This window comes from Methylocapsa palsarum, from assembly GCF_900114285.1.
In the GTDB taxonomy this organism is placed as follows: domain Bacteria; phylum Pseudomonadota; class Alphaproteobacteria; order Rhizobiales; family Beijerinckiaceae; genus Methylocapsa; species Methylocapsa palsarum.
In genome coordinates this window covers 111,347-133,754 of record NZ_FOSN01000010.1, presented here as the reverse complement: position 1 = coordinate 133,754, position 22,408 = coordinate 111,347, and the positions used below count along the sequence as shown (strand labels likewise).

18 protein-coding genes and 1 tRNA gene are annotated in these 22,408 nt (G+C 62.8%); 5 read left to right on the top strand and 14 right to left on the bottom strand.

Annotated features, from left to right (window positions below; genetic code table 11):
• The first annotated feature begins 1 nt into the window (after nt 1).
• Both BM177_RS12540 and BM177_RS12535 read left to right on the top strand, forming a co-directional pair.
• Nucleotides 2-376: a response regulator gene (locus tag BM177_RS12540; RefSeq protein ID WP_091682868.1), complete on the top strand. Its 375-nt coding sequence runs from the start codon at nt 2-4 to the stop codon at nt 374-376.
• 292 nt (nt 377-668) lie between these two features.
• Complete coding sequence (locus BM177_RS12535) at nt 669-965, top strand: hypothetical protein (protein WP_091682866.1); 297 nt, start codon at nt 669-671, stop codon at nt 963-965.
• 204 nt (nt 966-1,169) lie between these two features.
• Here BM177_RS12535 and fghA read toward each other — a convergent pair whose 3' ends face one another.
• The 4 genes from fghA to BM177_RS12515 all read right to left on the bottom strand — a co-directional run bounded on the left by fghA (nt 1,170) and on the right by BM177_RS12515 (nt 5,216).
• Nucleotides 1,170-2,012: an S-formylglutathione hydrolase gene (gene fghA / locus BM177_RS12530; RefSeq protein ID WP_091682864.1), complete on the bottom strand. Its 843-nt coding sequence runs from the start codon at nt 2,010-2,012 to the stop codon at nt 1,170-1,172.
• A complete protein-coding gene (locus tag BM177_RS12525; RefSeq protein WP_091682862.1) occupies nt 2,013-3,122 on the bottom strand; it encodes an S-(hydroxymethyl)glutathione dehydrogenase/class III alcohol dehydrogenase in 1,110 nt (369 codons plus the stop codon). It lies immediately after the preceding gene.
• A gap of 133 nt (nt 3,123-3,255) precedes the next feature.
• Nucleotides 3,256-4,242, bottom strand: a complete 987-nt coding sequence (locus tag BM177_RS12520; RefSeq protein WP_091682860.1) for an alpha/beta fold hydrolase — start codon at nt 4,240-4,242, stop codon at nt 3,256-3,258.
• A gap of 188 nt (nt 4,243-4,430) precedes the next feature.
• Complete coding sequence (locus BM177_RS12515; RefSeq protein ID WP_091682859.1) at nt 4,431-5,216, bottom strand: GYF domain-containing protein; 786 nt, start codon at nt 5,214-5,216, stop codon at nt 4,431-4,433.
• Between the two features lie 368 nt (nt 5,217-5,584).
• On the opposite strand from BM177_RS12515, the gene BM177_RS12510 reads away from it, so the two are divergent.
• The 3 genes from BM177_RS12510 to BM177_RS12500 all read left to right on the top strand — a co-directional run bounded on the left by BM177_RS12510 (nt 5,585) and on the right by BM177_RS12500 (nt 12,617).
• Complete coding sequence (locus BM177_RS12510) at nt 5,585-6,064, top strand: Hsp20 family protein (protein WP_091682969.1); 480 nt, start codon at nt 5,585-5,587, stop codon at nt 6,062-6,064.
• A 328-nt stretch (nt 6,065-6,392) separates the two neighbouring features.
• Complete coding sequence (gene gltB / locus BM177_RS12505; RefSeq protein WP_091682856.1) at nt 6,393-11,099, top strand: glutamate synthase large subunit; 4,707 nt, start codon at nt 6,393-6,395, stop codon at nt 11,097-11,099.
• A gap of 99 nt (nt 11,100-11,198) precedes the next feature.
• Nucleotides 11,199-12,617 (top strand): glutamate synthase subunit beta, encoded by a 1,419-nt coding sequence (locus BM177_RS12500; protein ID WP_091682854.1) that lies wholly within the window; start codon nt 11,199-11,201, stop codon nt 12,615-12,617.
• Between the two features lie 53 nt (nt 12,618-12,670).
• Here the strand turns inward: BM177_RS12500 and BM177_RS12495 are convergent, their stop codons facing one another.
• The 10 genes from BM177_RS12495 to holA form a co-directional block, all read right to left on the bottom strand.
• Nucleotides 12,671-13,462 carry a L,D-transpeptidase gene (locus tag BM177_RS12495; protein WP_244532287.1) on the bottom strand — a complete coding sequence of 264 codons (792 nt, stop codon included), beginning with the start codon at nt 13,460-13,462 and terminating at the stop codon, nt 12,671-12,673.
• Between the two features lie 151 nt (nt 13,463-13,613).
• On the bottom strand, nt 13,614-14,237 hold the full coding sequence (locus BM177_RS12490; RefSeq protein ID WP_244532286.1) for a L,D-transpeptidase: 624 nt from the start codon (nt 14,235-14,237) through the stop codon (nt 13,614-13,616).
• A gap of 113 nt (nt 14,238-14,350) precedes the next feature.
• Nucleotides 14,351-15,679 (bottom strand): SGNH/GDSL hydrolase family protein, encoded by a 1,329-nt coding sequence (locus BM177_RS12485; RefSeq protein WP_175492592.1) that lies wholly within the window; start codon nt 15,677-15,679, stop codon nt 14,351-14,353.
• A 185-nt stretch (nt 15,680-15,864) separates the two neighbouring features.
• A tRNA-Gly gene (locus tag BM177_RS12480) sits at nt 15,865-15,938 on the bottom strand.
• Between the two features lie 106 nt (nt 15,939-16,044).
• Nucleotides 16,045-16,446, bottom strand: a complete 402-nt coding sequence (locus tag BM177_RS12475) for a F0F1 ATP synthase subunit epsilon (protein WP_091682848.1) — start codon at nt 16,444-16,446, stop codon at nt 16,045-16,047.
• Nucleotides 16,447-16,538: 92 nt separating this feature from the next.
• Entirely contained in the window at nt 16,539-17,990 is a 1,452-nt protein-coding gene (atpD, locus tag BM177_RS12470) for a F0F1 ATP synthase subunit beta (RefSeq protein ID WP_091682845.1), read from the bottom strand.
• Nucleotides 17,991-18,037: 47 nt separating this feature from the next.
• Nucleotides 18,038-18,916 (bottom strand): F0F1 ATP synthase subunit gamma, encoded by an 879-nt coding sequence (locus BM177_RS12465; RefSeq protein ID WP_091682843.1) that lies wholly within the window; start codon nt 18,914-18,916, stop codon nt 18,038-18,040.
• Between the two features lie 124 nt (nt 18,917-19,040).
• A complete protein-coding gene (gene atpA / locus BM177_RS12460) occupies nt 19,041-20,570 on the bottom strand; it encodes a F0F1 ATP synthase subunit alpha (protein ID WP_091682840.1) in 1,530 nt (509 codons plus the stop codon).
• A complete protein-coding gene (locus tag BM177_RS12455; protein ID WP_091682965.1) occupies nt 20,570-21,133 on the bottom strand; it encodes a F0F1 ATP synthase subunit delta in 564 nt (187 codons plus the stop codon). The genes atpA and BM177_RS12455 overlap by 1 nt, the downstream gene beginning before the upstream one ends.
• A gap of 222 nt (nt 21,134-21,355) precedes the next feature.
• Nucleotides 21,356-22,399, bottom strand: coding sequence for a DNA polymerase III subunit delta (gene holA, locus BM177_RS12450; protein ID WP_091682838.1), 1,044 nt, complete (start codon nt 22,397-22,399; stop codon nt 21,356-21,358).
• Between the last annotated feature and the right edge of the window lie 9 nt (nt 22,400-22,408).

Below are 22,408 nucleotides of genomic sequence, written 5' to 3'. Positions count from 1 at the left end.
CATGCCGGACAAGAGTGTCGTTCTGGTCGTCGAGGATGAACCCTTCGTCAGGGAGCTCATCGTCCTTGAACTCGAGGACGCCGGATTTGAGGTCGTCACTGCGGAAAGCGGCGACGAGGCTGCGTATATTCTGCCGAAAATGGCGAGAATAGACCTTCTGCTGACCGACATCAGAATGCCGGGAAAGGTCAACGGCTGGTTTCTCGCCGATATGGCGAGATGCCGCAGACCAAATCTTCCGGTGATCTATACGAGCGGCTTTTCGCCCCAGCATGACAAGGAGGTCGAAGACAGCATCTTCCTCCCGAAGCCCTATCGCGCCGGCGAAGTCCTGAACGCGCTCCGCCAACTGAATCTGCGCGAGGCGGCCGTTTAGAGCGCTTTCCGATCGCATGCAGTCATGCGATCGATCAGAAGTCGCTCCAGAATCAAAGGCTTGAGCGTATTCTTCTCGATTGGAGTGATTCAATCCGAACGGAATACGCTCCAGAAATTTCGCCGCCGCCTGCGTTGCGCGACATCAAGGTAAAACCCGGCGCTTTCGGTCAAATGACGGGAAATCACCTTCCTGAATTTTTGAGAACGTGAATTGACGCAACTCCGGGGCGCGCCGCAAGTTGAGCGTAGCGAGAACTTGCCTGCGAGAACTTGCCTGCGAGGAGACGTTCATGGTCTGTTTTCTGTTCTTCTGCGACTACGCGCCGTCGCCTGCGGCTCCGCCTCCGGGAATTTATTACGGCGCTCCGTCTGCGATTTATCCAGCCCCGCCTCCGGTCTACGACACGCCATTTTATAGCGTTCCCAGCGTGCCGGACGGGATGGGCGGTTTTGTGCCGATCACCAATTCGCGGGTTCTGCCAGACGGATCTTTGCGGCCCTATGACCCGGTCCTCGACGGGCCGGCTTATGCGTCACCGTCGGATTATGAAGGCCGCAGCGCGGCGCCCGCGCCCGGATGGCGTTAGAGCATATTCCGATTGGATTGAATCACTCCAATCGACAAGAATATGCTCAAGCTTTTGATTCTGGAGCGATTTCTGATCGGTCGCATGATTTCATGCGATCGGAAAGCGCTCTAACGGCTCGGCCCGACGCGAACCGGGATCAAAAAAGGCGATCAGCCAGGATCGCCTTTCAGCCCAGAGATCGCCTCTCAGCCAAGGATCAACTTAGCCAAGAATCGCCTTGTGGTGGGCGATGTGATCGCCAACGAAGGTCTGGATGAAATAATAGCCGTGGTCGTAGCCTTCGTGGCGGCGAAGGGTCAGTTTCTGGCCGGCCTTGGCGCAGGCCGCCTCGAAGAGATGCGGGTGAAGCTCGCGCTCGAGGAACTGGTCCTTGAGGCCCTGATCGATCAGGATGGGCGGCAGACGGCGGCCCGACTCGACGAGGGCGGTCGCGTCCCATTCCGCCCAGGTCTTGCGGTCGGGGCCGAGATAGTTTGAAAAGGCCTTCTCGCCCCAGGGACAGGTGGACGGCGCGACGATCGGCGCGAAAGCCGACACCGAGCGGAATTTGTCCGGATGGCGCAGGGCGGTCACAAGGGCGCCGTGCCCGCCCATCGAATGGCCGAAAACGCCCCAGCGCGCGGGATCGGCCGGAAAGTTCGCCTCGATGACAGCGGGAAGCTCGCTCGAGACGTAAGAGCCCATGCGGTAGCCCTCGCGCCAGGGCTCCGCCGTCGCGTCGAGATAGAACCCGGCGCCCAGCCCGAAATCCCAGCTGGAATCGTCGCCGGGATGGCGGCGGTCGCGCGGCGAGGTGTCCGGGGCGACGAGGAGATAGCCCGCCTTCGCCGCATGCTGCTGCGCGCCCGCCTTCACGATGAAGGTTTCTTCGGTGCAAGTGAGGCCGGCCAGATAAAGCAGCGCCGGAGCCTTGGCGCCGCCAAGCCCGTCGGGAACGAAAACGGAAAACTTCATCTCGCCGCCGATCTCGGCCGAGGCGTGACGATAAAATCCGACTTCGCCGCCAAAGCAGCGGTGACGGCTGATCTCGATCGGAGCGCTCATCTAGAACTCCACCACGGCGCGGATCGACTTGCCCTCATGCATCAGATCGAAACCCTCGTTGATCTTGTCGAGCGGCAGCTTGTGCGTGATCAGGTCATCGATGTTGATCTTGCCGTCCATGTACCAATCGACGATTTTCGGCACGTCGGTTCGGCCGCGCGCGCCGCCGAACGCCGAGCCTTTCCAGACCCGTCCGGTGACCAGCTGGAACGGCCGCGTCGAGATTTCCGCTCCGGCCGCGGCGACGCCGATGACGATGCTTTCGCCCCAGCCCTTGTGGCAGCATTCGAGCGCCTGTCGCATCAAGGTGACGTTGCCGGTGCATTCGAAGGTGTAATCCGCGCCGCCCTTCGTCAGATCGACGAGGTAGGGCACGAGGTCCGCGCCGATTTCCTTCGGGTTGACGAAGTCGGTCATGCCGAATTTTTCGGCGATCGCTTTCTTGGAATTGTTGATGTCGACTCCGACGATCTGGTCCGCGCCGATGATTCTCAAGGCCTGAATGACGTTGAGGCCGATGCCGCCAAGGCCGAACACCACGGCGCGGCAACCAGGCTCCGCTTTTGCGGTGAAGATCACGGCGCCGACGCCGGTGGTGACGCCGCAGCCGATGTAGCAGACCTTGTCGAAGGGCGCGTCCTGCCGGATTTTCGCCAGCGCGATCTCGGGAACGACGATGTAGTTCGAAAACGTCGAGGTTCCCATGTAATGGAAGATCGGCTTGCCCTCGAAGGTGAACCGCGTCGTGCCGTTCGGCATCAGGCCCTTGCCCTGCGTCGCGCGGATCTTCTGGCAAAGGTTCGTCTTGCGCGACAGGCAATATTCGCACTCGCGGCACTCGGGCGTGTAGAGCGGAATGACATGGTCGCCCTTTTTCAGGGACGTGACGCCCGCGCCTGTATCGACGACGATTCCCGCGCCCTCGTGGCCAAGGACGCTCGGGAAAATACCTTCCGAGTCCTGACCGGACAGGGTGTAGGCGTCGGTATGGCAGATGCCCGTGGCCTTGATCTCGACCAGAACCTCCCCTTCGCGGGGCCCCTCAAGGTCGAGTTCAACGATCTGAAGGGGTTTTTGCGCCTCGAAGGCGACGGCTGCGCGTGTTTTCACGGGACCGCATCTTTCTCGAAAGGGGTGGAAAAGATTGTAAAAGGCGAAAAGCTTCCGCGGAGCAAATCGGAGGGCGCCCGGAGACCAGACGCCCGGAGGCCTTGGCGCACGGCGGGCTAAAGCGGGCGCAGACCTAGCCTGATTTCGCCGCTGCGGCAAGATCCGCGTCGCGCGCCGCAAGGCCGCCCGCGCCGGGAATGAACGCGTCGAACGCCGCCCAGAATTGTTCGCGGATGGGATCGCGTTCGATCAGGATTTCGTGCCGGGCGTAGGGGATCGTCACGACCTTTCCGGCTTTCAGCCGGCTGCCGAACGTCTCCGCCGCTTTGGTGTCGACGAGGCGGTCGGCGCCGGCGGCGATGATCAGGGTCGGCGTCAGCGTTCGCCGGGCGAATTCGATATTTTCGAACCGGGCCATCAGGCGGAAGGCGGCGTTGACCCAGGCGATGGTCGGGTCGGCCACCGCGACTTCGGGATGGGTCGAAACGATCGCCGCGACGCGATTGAAGCGAACCGGATCCGAGGTCAAAACATTGTCCTCGAATTTGCTCGCCAGATAGGGATTGGACCCGCCGCCGGGAATGAAGGCCTTGCCGAAGCCAAGCATCGCCAGAGTTCTCGCCAGCGCCCGCGAGCCTTGCGGAAAACGAAGACCATAAAGGTCGATCATCGGCGCCGACAGCACAAGGCGCTGAAACGGCGAGCGGCCGGCGCGGGCCTGAGCGAGCAGGATCGCGCCGCCCATGGAATGGCCGAGCCCAAAAAAAGGCGGCCGGCAGAAGGGTTCGAGGATCTGGCTGCGGAACGCTTCGAGATCGAGGGCGTAGACCTTGAAATGTCCGATGTGGCTCTTGTCGCGGCTCGCAAGCAGGCGGTCCGAAAGCCCTTGTCCGCGCCAGTCGAGGACCGCCACATCGAAGTTCCGGTCGAGGAGTTCGGAGACGACCTCGAAATATTTTTCAATGAACTCCGCGCGTCCCGGCAAGATTGCGACGGTCCCCTTGCAGGATCCGCCGCAGCTCCATCGCGCGGCGCGCAAGGTCGCCTGATCCGACGTCGCAATCGCCGCGACGACTGCGCCGGGCGGCGTGGGGTTTTCCGGAATCGAGCCAAGATACATGAATGATTGAATCCCTCGGCGTTCAACAAAGGCCCTGCTGGAGCCAGGACCGGAAATCGTCAGGACTGGAAACCGTCAGCGCAGGAGTCCGGCGTCACGATCAAGGCGGCGTCAGGCTTTTCAGCTTGAGAACCGGGGCGCGAAAAAACCGGAGCGCGGAGCGCCCCCGATCCTCGATCGCCTCGCGGTCATTCCAGCACCATGGTGACGTGCAATCCGCGAAGACTATTGTGAAACATGGTGTTTCCGCGATCTTCAATCTTGAAGCGGACGGGATAGGCCTGCTCTCCAGCCGTCACCTTTCCGGTGCAGATTCTGATCCTGTCCGTCGCGAGCTGCTGACTGACGCCCGAAAGGGAGGCGGCCGTCAACCCGGGGTGGCCGGCGCGCGCGGCGGCCTCCGGAAAAAGGCTCAGGACCTGTCCGCGCGAGACGTCGGATTCGCAGGTCGGAAAATCGAGGCCGGCCGTGAGGTTGACCGCGCTCGTCACCGTCGGCGTCACCCACCAGAGCCATGACATATAAAAAGGCACGGCGAGGAGCCAGACGAGAAGTCCCGAACTTGGGGCCTGCGGCGCGATTTTGCGGTTTTCCTGAACAATTAGAAAAATCCAGATAATTGTGGCTGTCAGCATCAGGGCCACAGGCGCGTGGATCAGCCAGGGCGCCGCGGCCTCGACCGTTGCGTTGCCCCTTGACTGGCAGATGGCCACATCCATCAGGCCGCCGATGATCGGGATTCCAAGCAGGAACAGAGGCCAAAGCCGGGTGACTGTTGACGGCATCCGCGAAATGGCTCCGCGCGGCCAGAGCTCCCTCGCGTCGCCGAAACGCTTCCACTCGCCGCCAGAGGCGGTGGACCTGACGGACGTGTCGAGGGTTATCTTTCCCGTATTGTAGAGCTCCCGGAGTTGATCGCTGCTCACCGGGCCCTCGATCATCCCTTCGCTTTGCTTGTAGCGCCAACTCTCCATGCGATCCTCCCTTTTTTATTTTGAATTTATGTCCGCCCCGGACGGAAAGACAAGATTGGCGGGATCGCCGCGATCCCGCCGCGCGGGTTGGACCGGATTGTTTGCTTCCGGGCCATCATATTTAGGGGCTCGCACGCCTCTTCGCTTGCGTGTGTTAACGCCCCGATCAACTTCGCAATGGCCAGAGGGGGCGCTTTCGAAAGTCCGAGGCCGCGCCCGCCGCCTCTTGCGCCGGCCGCCTCTTGCAATGGGAGGCCCCGACCCCACATTTTCCTTACGCGGGCCATTTGCGGACGCGTTGATGAACGAGACGAACCTCGGGCGTTTTGCCGGTTCGGCCTCCTTTCGCTCTTTAGAGGGATATGCACATGCGCCAATTCGATCTTTCCCCACTTTACCGCTCCACGATCGGGTTCGATCGGCTTTTCACCATGATTGATCAAGCCGCGGGCCTCGACGCCGCTCCAAGCTATCCGCCCTATGACATCGAACGCACGGGCGAGGACGTCTATCGAATTTCGATCGCCGTCGCGGGTTTTGCGGAAAAGGATCTTTCGATTGAAACTAAGGAAAACACCCTGACGATTCGCGGATCCCGCGAAGCCAAGGCCGAAACCGGAGCCGGGGCGGTCGAGGTGCTCTATCGCGGGATCGCCGGCCGCGCGTTCGAGCGGCGGTTCCAGCTGGCCGACCACGTCCATGTGACGGGTGCGGCCCTCGAAAACGGATTGCTTCACATCCACCTGCTTCGCGAGATTCCGGAAGCCCGGAAGCCGCGGCAGATTCCGATTGGCCAGGCCGATCCGGGCCAGGCGCCGCAAACTGTCTCGACGCAGCGGGCGGCGTAACATCCATCGCGCTGGGCGCTCCTCCCAGTCCGGCTCGTTGGTGGAAGGGCGTCTCAAACGAGGCGCCCTTTTTTTTGCCCATTTTTTGAGCGAAGGGAGGCGACGTCATCCCTGCAAATCTTGTCGCCCGGCATAACGATCCCCTGATCTCGTTCGCCGCCCAGTGATTTGGGAGGCGATTGTGCTTGACAATCGCGTGATTGGACGGCTCTAGGTAGGACAGTATTGCTGACTGTTTAGCGCGCCTGTCCGCTGTCGGCTAACGGCGGAAGTTCGGCGCGCTGATCGCGACTCGCATTGCGAGCACATTTTTTGCTAAGGGTTTGAGATGCCAAATTCGACCTCCCTCGACCCCAAATTTCCCGCCCCGCAATTCCGTGATCCCATCTATCTCGATCCGGGCTTGCCGGAAGAGCAGGGGCTTTATTCTCCGGCCCATGAGCACGATTCGTGCGGGGTCGGCTTTGTCGCAAACATGCACAACCGCAAGTCCCATGACATCATCAGCATGGGCCTCGAGATCCTGCTCAATCTCGACCATCGCGGCGCCGTCGGGGCCGATCCGAGAGCGGGCGACGGCTGTGGGATGCTGATCCAGATCCCGCATCGCTTTTTTCTTGCGGAGGCGGAAAAGCTTGGCTTTGCGCTTCCGGTCCCGGGCGATTACGCCGTTGGCGCGTTGTTTCTGCCGCCCGATCCCGACGGCCGCGCCATCGTTGAGGCCATCGTGGAGAAGGTCGTCGCTGACGAAGTGCAGATTTTTCTCGGCTGGCGCGATACGCCCGTCGACCCGTCCCGGCTTGGCGAGAGCGTCAAGCCGACGGCGCCGGTGAGCCGGCAGATCTTCATTCAGCGGGGGCCCAACGTCGCGGACCAGACCGTCTTCGAGCGGCGGCTGTTCCTTCTGCGCAAAGTCATCTCAAACACTGTCTATAATTTACGCGATCCGCGCACTGCGGGTTTCTATCCGGTGTCGCTCTCGTCGCGGACCATCGTCTACAAGGGCCTTTTGCTCGCGACCCAGCTCGGGCATTATTTTCAGGATCTTTCCAATCCTTTGCTGGAATCGGCGCTGGCGCTCGTGCATCAGCGCTTTTCGACCAATACGTTTCCGACATGGTCGCTCTCCCATCCCTACCGTCTCGTCGCCCATAACGGCGAGATCAACACGTTGCGCGGCAACGTCAACTGGATGGCGGCGCGGCAGGCCTCGGTCGCCTCGGGGCTGTTTGGCGACGACATCAGCAAACTCTGGCCGATTTCCTATGAGGGCCAGTCGGACACGGCCTGTTTCGACAACGCGCTCGAATTTCTCGTTCAGGGCGGCTATTCGCTCGCGCATGCGATGATGATGCTGATTCCGGAGGCCTGGGCCGGCAATCCGCTCATGGATGAAACCCGCCGCGCGTTCTATCAGTACCACGCCTCGATGATGGAGCCCTGGGACGGGCCGGCCGCGGTCGCCTTCACCGACGGACGCCAGATCGGCGCGACGCTCGACCGCAACGGTCTGCGTCCCGCGCGCTATATCGTCACCGACGACGGCCTCGTCGTGTTGGCCTCCGAGGCCGGCGTCCTGCCCATCGCCGAAGAGCGGATCGTCGCCAAATGGCGGTTGCAGCCGGGCAAGATGCTCCTCGTCGATCTGGAGCAGGGCCGCATCATCTCGGACGACGAGATGAAACATGCGCTCGCGGCGTCTCATCCCTATGAAGAATGGCTGAAGCGCACGCAGATCGTGCTGGAGGATTTGAAGGAGGTCGCGCCGCGCTCCGCCCGCACCGACGTCTCCCTGCTCGATCGCCAGCAGTGTTTCGGCTATACGCAGGAGGATCTTTCCCTGCTCATGTCGCCCATGGCCGTGACGGGCCAGGAAGCGGTCGGCTCGATGGGCACCGATACGCCGATTTCGGCTTTGTCCTCGATGTCGAAGCTGCTTTACACCTATTTCAAGCAGAATTTCGCGCAGGTGACCAATCCGCCGATCGATCCGATCCGCGAAGAGCTGGTCATGAGCCTGGTGTCGTTCATCGGCCCGCGTCCGAATATTCTCGATCATGAAGGCAATTCGAAGCGCAAGCGCCTCGAAGTCCGCCAGCCGATTCTCACCAATGTCGATCTCGAAAAAATCCGTTCGATCGGCCATTTCGAAGAGGCGTTCGACACCAAGACGCTCGACGTCACCTATGCGGCCGAGACCGGCGCGGAAGGCATGCGCGACGCTTTGACGAGGCTGTGCGACCGCGCCGACCAGGCGGTCAACGGCGGCTTCAACATCATCATTCTTTCCGACCGGCTCGCAGGGCCGGACCGGATTCCGATCCCCGCCCTGCTCGCGACGGCGGCGGTGCATCATCATCTGATCCGCAAGGGGCTGCGCACCTCGGTCGGCCTCGTGGTCGAGAGCGGAGAGCCGCGAGAAGTGCATCATTTCGCGCTTCTCGCAGGCTATGGCGCCGAAGCGATCAATCCCTATCTCGCCTTTGAGACGCTCGCCGCGCTCGCCGACGAATTCCCCGATGAGATCGACGGCTACGAGGCCTGCAAGCGCTATGTGAAATCGATCGACAAGGGATTGCTGAAGGTCATGTCCAAGATGGGCATCTCGACCTACCAGTCCTATTGCGGCGCGCAGATCTTCGACGCGGTCGGCCTCGCCGAGGATTTCGTCGCCCGCTATTTCACCGGCACGGCGACGCGGATCGGCGGCGTCGGCCTCGACGAGATCGCGCAGGAGACGGGCCGCCGCCATAAGGACGCCTTCGGCGACGCGCCGATCTACCGCAACGCCCTCGACGTCGGCGGCGACTACGCCTACCGCATGCGCGGCGAAGCGCATTCCTGGTCGCCGCAATCCGTCACCCTGCTGCAGCACGCCGTGCGCGGCAACAATGCGGCGACGTACAAACAATATGCGGCGCTTCTGAACGATCAGAACGAACAGCCTTTGACCATTCGCGGCCTGTTCCGGATCAAAGGCGCCGATGAAGACGGCCGCGCCCCGGTTCCGCTCGACGAGGTCGAGAGCGCCGCGTCGATCGTCCGGCGCTTCTCGACCGGCGCCATGTCCTACGGCTCGATCTCGCGCGAGGCTCACACGACGCTCGCGATCGCCATGAACAGGATCGGCGGCAAGTCGAACACCGGAGAAGGCGGCGAGGAATCAGACCGCTACAAGCCGCTTCCGAATGGCGATTCGATGCGCTCGGCGATCAAGCAGGTCGCATCGGGCCGGTTCGGCGTGACGGCCGAATATCTCGTCAATTCCGATATGATGCAGATCAAGATGGCGCAGGGGGCTAAACCCGGCGAGGGCGGCCAGCTGCCGGGCCACAAGGTCGACGCCGTCATCGCCAAGGTCCGGCATTCGACGCAAGGCGTCGGCCTCATCTCGCCTCCGCCGCACCACGATATTTATTCCATCGAGGATCTGGCGCAGCTGATCTTCGATCTCAAGAACGTCAATCCGCAGGCGAGCGTTTCGGTGAAGCTCGTCTCCGAAGTCGGCGTCGGGACTGTCGCCGCGGGCGTCTCCAAGGGCCGCGCCGATCATGTCACGATTTCGGGTTACGAAGGCGGCACGGGCGCCTCGCCGCTGACCTCGATCAAACACGCCGGCAGCCCGTGGGAAATCGGTCTCGCCGAGACGCATCAGACTCTTGTCCTGAACCGGCTGCGCGCGCGCATTGCGGTCCAGGTCGACGGCGGTCTGCGCACCGGGCGCGATGTCGTCATTGGCGCGCTGCTCGGCGCCGACGAGTTCGGCTTCGCCACCGCGCCGCTGATCGCGGCCGGCTGCATCATGATGCGCAAGTGCCATCTGAACACGTGTCCCGTCGGCGTCGCGACGCAGGATCCGGTGCTGCGCAAGCGGTTTGCGGGCCAGCCCGAACATGTCATCAATTTCTTCTTCTTCGTCGCAGAGGAAGTGCGCCAGCTCATGGCGGAAATGGGTTATCGCGGCTTTGACGAGATGATCGGCCAGATGCAGATGCTCGACAAGCAGAAGGCGGTCGCGCATTGGAAGGCCCGCGGGCTCGATTTCTCCAAACTGTTCCACAAGCCGGAGGCGGCCTCGAACCAGTCGATCTTCCATTCCGAACGGCAGGACCACGGACTGGATAAAGCGCTCGACCGGATGCTGATCGCAAAGGCCGCCGTCGCCATCGAGACGGGGGCGCCGGTGCGGATCGAAACCGCGATCAACAACACCAACCGCACCACCGGCGCGATGCTTTCGGGCGAGATCGCCCGCCGCTACGGCCATGCCGGGCTGCCGGCGGAGACGATCCATATCGTCGCCAAGGGAACGGCGGGGCAAAGCTTCGGCGCCTGGCTCGCCGCTGGCGTGACGCTGGAGCTCGAAGGCCAGGCCAACGACTATGTCGGCAAGGGATTGTCGGGCGGCAGGATCATCGTCTATCCGCCTGCCGCGACGCGGGTCGCCTCGGAGGATTCGATCATCGTCGGCAACACCGCGCTTTATGGCGCGATCGCGGGCGAATGCTACTTCAGCGGCGTCGCCGGCGAGCGCTTCGCCGTGCGCAATTCGGGCGCAATCGCCGTGGTCGAAGGGGCCGGCGATCATGGCTGCGAATATATGACCGGCGGCGTCGTCGTCGTCATCGGCCGGACGGGCCGTAATTTCGCGGCCGGCATGTCCGGAGGCATCGCCTATGTACTCGACGAGGACGGCGATTTCGCCGAGCGCTGCAACCTCGCCATGGTGGAGCTCGAACCGCTGGCCGAGGAGGAGCTTGTGATGCAGGAGAGCTACCATCAGGGCGGCGATCTCGATTTTCACGGCCGCGTCGATGTCATGGAAGACATGACGCGGTTCGACGCCGAACGGCTTCACCAGCTGATTTCCAACCATGCCCGTTACACGGGGTCGAAACGGGCGGCGCTGATCCTTGAAAACTGGGCTGGTTACAAGCATAAATTCCGTAAGATCATGCCGGTCGAATATCGCCGCGCGATCGAGGAGATGCGCGTCGACCCGGACCACAAGCTGCTTGCTTCGGCGGGGCCGTGAGCGCTTCTCGCATTTTTCGTGTTTGACTGACAAAAGATCGTCGCTCGCGGCCGGCGCCAAAGCGCTCGCCGCGACGCGGCGGCGGCTGAAGGATGACAAATGGGCAAGGTGACGGGATTTCTGGAAATCGACCGGCGCGACCGGCGCTACGCGCCCGCGTCCGACCGCATTCGCCACTACAAGGAATTCGTCATTCCGCTGTCGGAAGAGGCGACCAAGGATCAGGCGGCGCGCTGCATGAACTGCGGCATTCCGTATTGCCACTCGGGCTGCCCGGTCAACAATCAGATCCCGGATTGGAACGACCTCGTCTACCATTCCGATTGGAAGGAAGCCTCGCTCAACCTTCATTCGACCAATAATTTCCCCGAGTTCACCGGCCGCATCTGTCCGGCGCCGTGCGAGGCGTCCTGCACGCTGAACCTCAGCGACGCTCCGGTGACGATCAAGACGATCGAATGCGCGATCGTCGACCGGGCCTGGAAAAACGGCTGGATCAAGCCCGAGCCCGCCGCGAAGAAGACGTCGAAAAAGGTCGCCGTCGTCGGCTCGGGGCCGGCGGGGCTCGCCTGCGCGCAGCAATTGGCGCGGGTCGGCCACGACGTGCATGTCTTCGAAAAGCACGCCAAGGCGGGCGGATTGCTGCGCTATGGCATCCCCGACTTCAAGATGGAGAAGTTTCTGATCGACCGCCGCGTCGAGCAGATGAATGCCGAAGGCGTGGTTTTTCATATGGGCGTCAATGTCGGCGTCGATCTTGGAGCCGATGAACTCCTCGCCGGCTACGACGCCGTCGTTCTTTCCGGCGGCGCGGAAAAGCCGCGCGACCTCCTGATCGAGGGGCGGGAACTCGCCGGCGTTCATTTCGCCATGGATTTTCTGCCGCAGCAGAACCGCCGCGTCGGCCGCGAGCCGATTCACACCAACGAACCGATCCTTGCCGGCGCGAAACATGTCGTCGTTATCGGCGGCGGCGACACCGGCTCCGATTGCATCGGCACCTCGATCCGCCAGGGCGCGCTCTCGGTGACGCAACTGGAAATCATGCCGCAGCCGCCGGAAAAGGAAAACAAGCTGCTGACCTGGCCGAACTGGCCGCTGAAGATGCGCACTTCCTCTTCGCAGGAAGAAGGCGCGAAGCGGGACTTTTCAGTGCTGACCAAGGCGTTCATCGGCGAAGAAGGCGCGGTAAAGAAGATCCGTTGCGTGCGGCTCGACGAGCATCTGAAAGAAATTCCTGGCGGCGAATTTGAACTTAGAGCCGACCTCGTTCTCCTCGCCATGGGCTTCGTTTCGCCGATCCATGAGGGGCTGTTGCACAATCTCGGGGTCGCGCTGGACGCCCGCGGCAACGTCGCCGCCGATACTTTGGGGTACAAGACGTCGCTCGGTCATGTCTTCGCCTGCGGCGACATGCGGCGCGGCCAGTCGCTTGTTGTCTGGGCGATCCGGGAAGGGCGCCAGGCGGCGCGGTCGGTCGATACGTTCCTGATGGGATCGAGCGTCCTCCCAGGGTGACGTGTTCTGCCGGGGTGACGTCGAAGCGACCGATGGCCTCGGCGTCGGGAGGGCTACAGCACCACGACCCGCGCGCCGACGCCCACTCTTTGATAGAGGTCGATGACGTCGGCGTTCATCATACGGATGCAGCCTGACGACACCGCCTTGCCGATCGAATCGGGCTCGTTCGTGCCGTGGATGCGGAACATGGTGTCCCGGTTCCCCTGGTAGAGATAGAGCGCGCGCGCGCCGAGCGGATTTTCAAGACCGCCCTCCATCTGGTCCGGCAGGTCGGGGCGGCGCTGCAGCATTTCCTTCGGCGGAATCCAGCGCGGCCATTCGGCCTTGCGGCCGACGCGGGCGACGCCCCTCCATTCAAATCCCTGGCGCCCGACGCCGATCCCGTACTGAATCGCCTCGCCGCCCGGCTGCACCAGATACAGATGCCGAGAGCGCGTATCGATGACGATCGTTCCCGGCGCCTCGCTGGTCGGGTTGCGGACCAGTGCGGCGGTCCTTTGCGAGGGATCGACGCGCAGTTCCTGATCGCCGTCGCCGTAGGGTTCGCGAGAGGCGCGCCTAACGGGACGGCCAGCGCCCGATTCGTAAGGGTTCGGGGCCGCATAGGAATAAGGATAGCCGCGATAGGCCGGCGGCAGATCCTCCGGAAAAACATCGGGATAGGCCGGATACGCATAAGGCGGATAGGCCGGATAGGCCTGATAGCCCGAATAATTCCGGTATTGCGCGAACGCCGGATCGGGGGCTGCGAAAAACAATCCGCCAAGAATGAAGGCCGCCGCCGACAAAGCGGTGGCGGCCCGAACGAAACAACGGCCCGATCGGCGCATAGGAAAACTCATCAAAGCTTCGGCTCGAAAACAGGACCGGACCGCTACCGGCGAAAAGCGGCGATTTGGCGGAAGCTTGATCTTGTCACGAGAACCTGTCCCAAGCCTTGCAATCCAAGCCTTGCAATCCAATCAATTTCGCGCCGTCCGGCCGCCTGTGCGCTTATAGCACGACGACCGTCGCTCCAACCTTCACTCTTTCATAAAGATCGACAATGTCGTCGTTGAGGAGACGAATGCAGCCGGAGGAGACGGCTTGTCCGATCGTGTCGGGCTCGTTGGTGCCGTGAATGCGAAACATCGTATCGCCATGGCCATTATAAAGATACATCGCGCGCGCCCCGAGCGGATTGGCGATGCCGCCTTTCATGACGCGCGGCAGTTCAGGGCGGCGCTTCAACATATCGGCGGGGGGCGTCCACGCCGGCCATTCGGCCCGGCGCCCGACATAGGCGCGCCCGGACCAGGCGAATCCCTCGCGGCCGACGCCGATGTCGTAGCGCATCGACCGTCCGCCTTCCATCGAGAGATAAAGGTAGCGGTTCCTGGAATCGACGGTGATCGTGCCCGGATGTTCGCCGGTCGGATCGTCCACTTCGGTGCGGGTCGGAGCAACTTCGCGGTTCAGCTCTGTTGGCAAATTCGCCCGATGGACCTGCCCATGCGGTTGCGGGCCAAGGATCAGATTGGAAGACGATCCAGAGTCGAACGCTTGCGCGCCCGTTGAGAAAAGAACACCCGCCACTGCCGCCGCGGCAATTGCGACTCCCATGCTGACCTTGCGCATCTCCGAAAACCCCGTGTGAAACCTCGATAAGATCTCTTAACGAGCTTCCAACGCTCAAGCTGTGCGATTTGTTCCGTCGCGGGACGGTAAATGTGGCGCTTTTATGTTGAGAGTCAGGGTCTGGGCCAGCTGAAATCATCCGCCCGGCCTGGCTTTGGCTCGGACGGCGCGTTTTTGACGAGGGTTTGTGGGCGATTCGCGGCCGCCGGTTTTGTCTGAATCATCCGGGTGGCGAGTTCCCCGCGTGGCGCGAGAACCGGCCCCGTCAGGGGAAGTACGGGCCCCGCCGCCGGTTTGGGAGGCAAGGGAGCGGGCTCGTCGGCCGGGGGAAGGGAAGCTTCCTGCGGCGCCGGAGGCCCTTCGGTCAGGGGCGGCTGCCCGGTTTCGACCGCGGCCGGCGCGTTTGCGTCATCCGGATTGGCGGGGGGGTGGAGTTCATCGAGGCGGCGGCGGATTTCCGGCTCGACGAAATGGGCGAGCTTGCGCGCTCCGGCCTTGGTGAAATGAACGCCATCGGCGGTGCGCAAACGGACGATCTGGCCGTCGATGTCGGGGCCAAAAGCGCTGTATTGCTCAAGTTCGTCCACGAACGGTTCCCAGGCGTCGACATAGATGGCGCCATTTTTCACCGCATATTCACGGAAGAATTCGTTGAGCGCGATGGCGTCCTCCGACAGACGTTCGCTTTTCAAGGCGGGCAGGCCGACCCAGACCAGCGGAATCTTACGTTCGCGGAACTGGCTCGCGATGGCTTCGATCCGGTGGGCATAGGCCTCCTCCCATTCCGGCGAGCGAGGTTCAAAGGAGCCGTTCGCATTGCGCAAAGACTGGCGGTCGTTGCTGCCGATCATCATCACGGCGAAGTCGATCTTTTCGCCGCTGGCGAGAAGGTCATGCGTGGCCTTCGTCCAGTCGTAGAAATCATCGCGCACGAGGCCGCTGTTTTCTTTCGCTTTTTGAAGGATCCCGACTTCGGGCCTGTCGGCGAGCGCCACGCCCAGCCCCTGTCCAAGCAATTCGGCGAGGCTATCGCCGATCACGGCGACGAAATAGGTGGGCGGAACGGCGGGCTTCTCGGGTGGTTTTTCGGCCGGCTTCTCGACCAGCCTTTTGTGGGTGCGCTCGAGCGTCCGTGACCCCGGCGCACGTTCGAAGGACCGCTCGCCTGATCTGAAAGCCGGCCTCGACCTTTGCAGATGGTGCGAGGGCGCGGCGCGGTGGAATTCCGATTTGGGCTTTACGGCGCGGTTTGCCGCCGGAGGTTTGAACAGCTGCTCGAACCAGGCGAAGGGGTCAGCTTGCGCAAAGGCCGGGGAGGCGCCGAGCAGCTGAAGCGCGATGAAGGCGCCGGTCAGGACGGCCAGCGCCAGACCGGCGTCCCGCAGGGAGCGCAAGCTCAAGGAAGCTGCGGCCCCGGCGGCGACGGGGCGGCCAAAGGTCAAGGCTTTGAAAAGGTCTTTCGAATCCATACAGGGAATATAGACGTCTCCGGCGCTCTCCGCACGTCCCGTACGAGCGCTCCGGGCGGAAACCCGTCCGCAGAGCGATCATTCTTGTCGATTGGATGGATTCAATCCAATCGGACTATGCTCTAACGTTCAATGCCGGAGATCAATGCGGATCGGTCTGGAGCGGGCGAAGGGAATCGAACCCTCGTATGCAGCTTGGGAAGCTGCCGTTCTGCCATTGAACTACGCCCGCATGCGTCTCAGGATATCTCTCCGGAGAGACGAATTCCGACAGCGCGGAGAGTTTGACCACGCCGCCGCCAGCCGTCAAGGGCGCCGACGCTGGATCTGCACGCGCCTTACAGCTTCAGCGCGTTTTTCAGTTCGAGCAATTGATCGCGTTTTTCGGCCGCAAGACGGCGCGCCTCGTCGGTCGCCGCGTCCGCGACGTCTTCTTCGGCGTCCTTGACGTCGGCCGCGAGTTTGGCGCCGTCGAGCTCCTCGATCGGAATGGCGAATTCGGCGAGAATCGTCAGCCCGGACGGCGCGACGTCGGCGAAGCCGCCGCGCACGAAAAACCGCGCCTTCTTCGACGCGGTCTCGGCGATCTCGAGCACGCCCGGCTTCATCGTCGACATCATCGGCGAATGGTCCTTCAGGACCGTAAACTCGCCTTCGGTTCCCGACACCACGACGGCCTCGACCTCTCCGGCGAAGACGAGTCTTTCAGGAGAAACCAGTTCGAAGTGAAAAGCCGGCATGTCGCATCCTCGGAATCATTTTGTCTTCGGCCCGGCGCCCGCATCGGAATGCGAGTCGCCGCTCAACGCGGCAGGCCGATCGTCAATGGCCTTTAGGCGGCCTCGGCGGCGAGCTTCTGCGCCTTTTCGATCGCTTCGTCGATGGAGCCGACCATATAGAACGCCGCCTCGGGCAAATGATCGTACTTGCCTTCGGCAAGTCCCTTGAAGCCCTTGATCGTATCGGCCAGCGAGACCAGCTTGCCCGGCGATCCGGTGAAGACTTCGGCGACATGGAACGGCTGCGACAGGAAGCGTTCGATCTTGCGGGCGCGGGCGACGGTCAGTTTGTCTTCTTCCGATAATTCGTCCATGCCGAGAATGGCGATGATGTCCTGCAGGCCCTTGTAGCGCTGGAGAAGCTGCTGCACCTGACGCGCGACGCCGTAATGTTCTTCGCCGACAATCAGCGGCGAGAGCATGCGCGAGGTCGAATCCAGAGGATCGACCGCGGGATAGATGCCCTTTTCGGCGATGGCGCGCGAGAGCACCGTCGTCGCGTCAAGATGGGCGAAGGACGTCGCAGGAGCCGGATCGGTCAAATCATCGGCGGGCACGTAGATCGCCTGAACCGACGTGATCGAGCCTTTGGTCGTTGTCGTGATGCGCTCCTGCAAGGCGCCCATGTCGGTCGCGAGGGTCGGCTGATAGCCCACCGCCGAAGGAATGCGCCCGAGTAGCGCGGACACTTCCGAGCCGGCCTGGGTGAAGCGGAAAATGTTGTCGACGAAGAACAGCACGTCCTGGCCCTTGTCGCGGAAATCTTCGGCGACGGTGAGGCCGGTGAGGGCGACGCGGGCGCGGGCGCCCGGCGGCTCGTTCATCTGGCCGTAGACGAGGGCGCATTTCGAGCCCTTGGCGGAGCCGCCGTGTTCGTGCGGATCGACGTTGACCTTCGACTCGATCATTTCGTGGTAGAGATCGTTGCCTTCGCGGGTCCGTTCGCCGACGCCGGCGAACACCGAATAGCCGCCGTGGGCCTTGGCGATGTTGTTGATGAGCTCCATGATCAGCACGGTCTTGCCGACGCCAGCGCCGCCGAAGAGGCCGATCTTGCCGCCCTTGGCGTAGGGCGCGAGAAGATCGACGACCTTGATGCCGGTCTCGAGGATCTGCGCTTCCGTCGCCTGTTCGGCGTAGGTGGGCGCGGGTTGATGAATGGCGCGGCGGTCGTTCGCGTTGACCGGGCCGAGTTCATCGACCGGCTCGCCGATCACGTTGATGATGCGGCCAAGGCACGCCTCGCCGACCGGAACCATGATCGGCGCGCCGGTGTCCCTCACCGGCTGGCCGCGGGTCAGTCCCTCGGTGATGTCCATCGCGATGCAGCGCACGGAATTTTCGCCAAGATGCTGTGCGACTTCGAGCACGAGCCTGTTGCCGCCGTTCTCGGTTTCGAGCGCATTGAGAATCTCCGGCAGGTTGCCGTCGAATTTCACGTCGACGACGGCGCCGATGACCTGCGTGACGTGGCCTGTTGGCGTGGTGGATGCGGCGTCAGCCATGGTTCGTCCTCTTGACTATCTTAAGCTCTTTGAAAAATCACGACGGCCTAAAGCGCCTCGGCGCCGGAGATGATCTCGATCAGTTCCTTGGTGATCATCGCCTGGCGCGAACGGTTGTACTTCATCGTCTGTTTCTTGATCATGTCGCCGGCGTTGCGCGAGGCGTTGTCCATCGCGCTCATGCGGGCGCCTTGTTCGGAGGCGGCGTTCTCGAGCAGCGCGCGCAAGACCTGGATTGAAATGTTTCGCGGCAGCAGTGTCGCCAGGATTTGTTCTTCGTCCGGCTCGTAATCGTAGACGGCCGCCGGCGCCGCGGCCGGTTCGCCTTCGGCGAGGCCCAGGGGGATCAGGCGTTGCGCGGTCGGAATTTGCGAAATGACCGACTTGAAGCGCGAGAAGAACAACGTGCAGACGTCGAATTCTCCCGCGGCGTAAAGGGAAACGATCTTGCGGCCGATCGTGTCGGCGTCGGCGAACGAAAGCGAGCGGATCCCGCGCAGGTCGACGACTTCGAGAATCTGTTTTTCGAACTGCCGGCGCAGGAGGTCGAAACCTTTCTTGCCGATGCAGATGATCTTGACCGTCTTGCCTTGCGCCATCAGCGAGTTCGCCGTGTCCCGGGCGAGCCGCGCGATGGACGAGTTGAAGGCGCCGCAAAGGCCGCGCTCCGCCGTGCAGACGATCAGGAGATGAACATCGTCCCGGCCAGTGCCCGCGAGCAGGGCGGGCGCCTGTGCGCCGGGTCCGATCGAGGCCGCGAGGCTGGTCAGAACGCGATCCATCCGCTCGGCGTAGGGCCGGGCGGCTTCAGCCGCGTTCTGCGCCCGGCGCAGCTTCGCCGCCGCGACCATCTGCATCGCCTTGGTGATCTTCTGCGTCGCCTTGACGGAGGCGATCCGATTGCGCAGATCCTTCAACGAGGGCATGGCTTGTCCGCTTCGCTAGAACGACGTCTGATCGCGTGAAGTCATGCGGTCAGAAGAGACGCTCGATATCCTGGTCGTGACGCGCGCCGGCAGGGCGCGCGGGAGTTCTAAACGGCGCCGCCGCTTACGCAAAATTCTTTGCGTAGGCGTCGACGATCGCCTTGAGCTGCTTGCCGGATTCGTCGGAGAGATCCTTCGAGGTCCGGATCGTTTCGAGCAGATCCCCATGCGAGGTGCGCACGAGCGCGAGAAGACCGTCCTCGAAAGCGCGCACCCGATTGACGGGGATTGCGTCGAGGTAGCCGTTGACGCCGGCGTAAATCACCACGACCTGCTCCTCGATCTTGAGGGGCGAGAACTGCGGCTGTTTCAAAAGTTCGGTGAGGCGCGCGCCACGGGCGAGCAGACGCTGGGTCGTCGCGTCGAGATCGGAGCCAAACTGGGCGAAGGCCGCCATTTCGCGGTATTGCGCGAGTTCGCCCTTGATCTTGCCGGCGACCTTTTTCATCGATTTGGTCTGCGCCGACGAGCCGACGCGCGAGACCGAAAGGCCAACGTTCACGGCTGGGCGGATGCCCTGATAGAAAAGGTCGGTTTCAAGGAAGATCTGGCCGTCGGTGATCGAAATCACGTTGGTCGGAATATAGGCCGAGACGTCGTTCGCCTGGGTCTCGATCACCGGAAGCGCGGTGAGGGAACCGGCTCCTTCGGAATCGTTCAGCTTCGCCGCGCGCTCCAGAAGACGCGAATGCAGATAGAAGACGTCGCCGGGATAGGCCTCGCGTCCCGGCGGACGGCGCAGCAGAAGCGACATCTGACGATAGGCGACGGCCTGTTTGGACAGATCGTCATAGACGATCAGCGCATGCATGGCGTTGTCGCGGAAATATTCACCCATGGCGCAGCCGGCGAACGGCGCGAGGAACTGCATCGGCGCCGGATCGGACGCGGTCGCCGCCACGATGATCGAATATTGCAGCGCGCCCTGCTCTTCGAGAACCTTCACGAACTGGGCGACGGTCGAGCGCTTCTGGCCGATGGCGACGTAGACGCAATAGAGCTTGGCGAATTCGTCCGTGCCCTGATTGATCGATTTCTGGTTGAGGATGGCGTCGAGGGCGACGGCGGTCTTGCCGGTCTGCCGGTCGCCGATGATGAGTTCGCGCTGGCCGCGGCCGATCGGGATCAAGGCGTCGATCGCCTTGAGGCCGGTCGCCATCGGCTCATGCACGGATTTGCGCGGAATGATGCCGGGCGCCTTGACGTCGACGCGGGCGCGCCGCGTGGCGTTGATCGGACCCTTGCCGTCGATGGGATTGCCGAGCGCGTCCACGACGCGGCCGAGCAGCTCCTTGCCGACCGGAACGTCGACGATGGCGCCGGTGCGCTTGACCGTCTGGCCTTCCTTGATGTCGCGGTCGCTGCCGAAAATAACGATGCCGACGTTGTCGCTTTCAAGATTCAGGGCCATGCCGCGCACGCCGTTCTCGAATTCGACCATCTCGCCGGCCTGGACATTATCGAGGCCGTAGACGCGGGCGATGCCGTCGCCGACCGAGAGGACCTGTCCGACCTCGGTGACCGCGGCCTCGTTGCCAAAGCTGGCGATTTCGTTCTTGAGGATTGCGGAAATTTCCGCGGCGCGGATATCCATCAGCCGACCTCTTTCATGCGTGTGCGGATCGAGTTGAGTTTCGTCTTGAGCGAGCCGTCGATCATGCGGGAGCCCAATTGGACGATGAGCCCGCCAATGATCGACGGATCCAGCTTGACGTCGACTTCGACGCTCTTGCCGCCGGTGACATTGGCGAGGGCGGCCTTCAGCGCCTCGACATGGTCGGGGTTGAGCGGCTCGGCGACCGTCACGATGGCGCGCGACAGACCCTTGGCGGAATCGTTCAGGATGTTGAAATCGCGGATCATGTCCTCGATCGCGAAGAGGCGGCGCTTGACCGCCGTGAGTTTGATGAATTTGGCGGCGGCGCCGGCGATGCCGGCTTTGTCGAGGATCGCCGAGAGCGCCTTGACCTGCTCCTCCGCGGAAAAGACCGGGCTTTTCACAAAACGGCGCAAATCTTCGCTCTCGCCGAGAAGGCCGGAGAACTTGGCGAGATCGGCGGCGATCTCGTCCGTGGCGCCGGAGTCCTGCGCCAGCGCGAAGAGCGCCTGGGCGTAGCGTCCCGCCATTCCTGAAACGAGTGACTCTTGTTTCGGCAATCGAATCCCCAAAAGCGAAGCGCCATGCGCGCCAGCAAAGGCGCGGGGCTTTCTTTGATGAAAGCCGCAAAGCGAAGTCAGGCGCGGATTGAAGCTGAGATATGGGAAAGACGCGAGGGACAGCAGCTCCACCCCGAAGCGAGTGGTGAACTAACATACCGCTTTTTGCGGCGCAACCCTGGCTGTTGCAAATACATTCGGCGCGCGGCCGGAGTTCAAAAGTCAGCGAACCGGGCCTTTGCTTTTGGCGCCCGCCGCGACCGTCCAGAGCGCGCGCAAGGCGATCGCCTCCGCGAGTTTGGGTTCCCGGCGGGTCTGGCTGATCGCCGCCGCGACGTTTTCGATGACGCGGGCGAGCCGCGCGCTGCTCCAGATCCGGAGGTGGCGCTCGAAATCCTGCGTCCGGCCGTAGCCGCCGCCGGCAAAGCCCCGTCCCTCGCGCTGGGAGGCACCGGAGATTTCGTGGCCTTCGATGTCGAGACGCGCGCGATGCAGCGCCATCGCATGCCTCAGCGCCGCGCCAAGCAGCTGGCTCGGATCGACAAAATCCTTGAAAACGCGCCGCGCGCTCGCTTCGAGGGCCGCCTGATCGCCCTGAAAGGCCTCGTTGACCGCGTTGTCGAGGACGAGGCGCGAGGCGTCGGAGACGATGGCTTCGACGTGGTCGAGCCGGATCCTGCCGTCGCCATGCGCGAAGAGGATGAGCTTTGCGAGTTCGGACCGGGTCGAGCCGCGGTCCTGCCCGAGCATGGACGCAAGGACGAGCCTTGCGTCGGGGGCGATCGACAGACCCGCGGCGGCGGCTTCGGCGTCGATCAGGCGTTCGATGTCCTCGGTTTTGTCGGGATAGCATTCGATGGCGGCGGCGTTCTTGTCGCGCTCGCAGATCTTGCGCAGGGCGGAGTCTTTTTTCAGCGCCCCCGCCGCGATGACGATGACGCAGCCGATTGGCGGCGCGTTGAGGACGGGTTCGATCGCCGAAACAAAGGCCTTGCCCTGCGCGTCGATCCAGACCGCCCGCCTGCCGCCGAAAAGCGGGATCGTGTTCGCCTCGTCGGCGAGACGGAGAGGGTCGGCCGCGAGATCGTCGCCATCCATCCGCAGCAGCTGGAACGGATCCTTCGGATCGTCGATGGCGCTCGCGAGTATGCGGCGGACCCGCTCGGCGACGAGCCCCGGATCGGTCCCGAACACGAGATACAGAAAAATATTCGCGCCGCCGCGGGCGATGAACCGGTCGGCCTCATGGTGTTTGACCGCGACCATCGCCTTTTC

Coding starts and splice junctions, on each gene's coding strand:
- BM177_RS12490 (WP_244532286.1), bottom strand. CDS start 14,237: ATGCGCAAGGTCAGCATGGGAGTCGCAATTGCCGCGGCGGCAGTGGCG.
- holA (WP_091682838.1), bottom strand. CDS start 22,399: ATGGTCGCGGTCAAACACCATGAGGCCGACCGGTTCATCGCCCGCGGC.
- atpA (WP_091682840.1), bottom strand. CDS start 20,570: ATGGATATCCGCGCCGCGGAAATTTCCGCAATCCTCAAGAACGAAATC.
- BM177_RS12540 (WP_091682868.1), top strand. CDS start 2: ATGCCGGACAAGAGTGTCGTTCTGGTCGTCGAGGATGAACCCTTCGTC.
- BM177_RS12510 (WP_091682969.1), top strand. CDS start 5,585: ATGCGCCAATTCGATCTTTCCCCACTTTACCGCTCCACGATCGGGTTC.
- fghA (WP_091682864.1), bottom strand. CDS start 2,012: ATGAGCGCTCCGATCGAGATCAGCCGTCACCGCTGCTTTGGCGGCGAA.
- BM177_RS12465 (WP_091682843.1), bottom strand. CDS start 18,916: ATGCCCTCGTTGAAGGATCTGCGCAATCGGATCGCCTCCGTCAAGGCG.
- gltB (WP_091682856.1), top strand. CDS start 6,393: ATGCCAAATTCGACCTCCCTCGACCCCAAATTTCCCGCCCCGCAATTC.
- BM177_RS12515 (WP_091682859.1), bottom strand. CDS start 5,216: ATGGAGAGTTGGCGCTACAAGCAAAGCGAAGGGATGATCGAGGGCCCG.
- BM177_RS12500 (WP_091682854.1), top strand. CDS start 11,199: ATGGGCAAGGTGACGGGATTTCTGGAAATCGACCGGCGCGACCGGCGC.
- BM177_RS12520 (WP_091682860.1), bottom strand. CDS start 4,242: ATGTATCTTGGCTCGATTCCGGAAAACCCCACGCCGCCCGGCGCAGTC.
- BM177_RS12495 (WP_244532287.1), bottom strand. CDS start 13,462: ATGAGTTTTCCTATGCGCCGATCGGGCCGTTGTTTCGTTCGGGCCGCC.
- atpD (WP_091682845.1), bottom strand. CDS start 17,990: ATGGCTGACGCCGCATCCACCACGCCAACAGGCCACGTCACGCAGGTC.
- BM177_RS12535 (WP_091682866.1), top strand. CDS start 669: ATGGTCTGTTTTCTGTTCTTCTGCGACTACGCGCCGTCGCCTGCGGCT.
- BM177_RS12475 (WP_091682848.1), bottom strand. CDS start 16,446: ATGCCGGCTTTTCACTTCGAACTGGTTTCTCCTGAAAGACTCGTCTTC.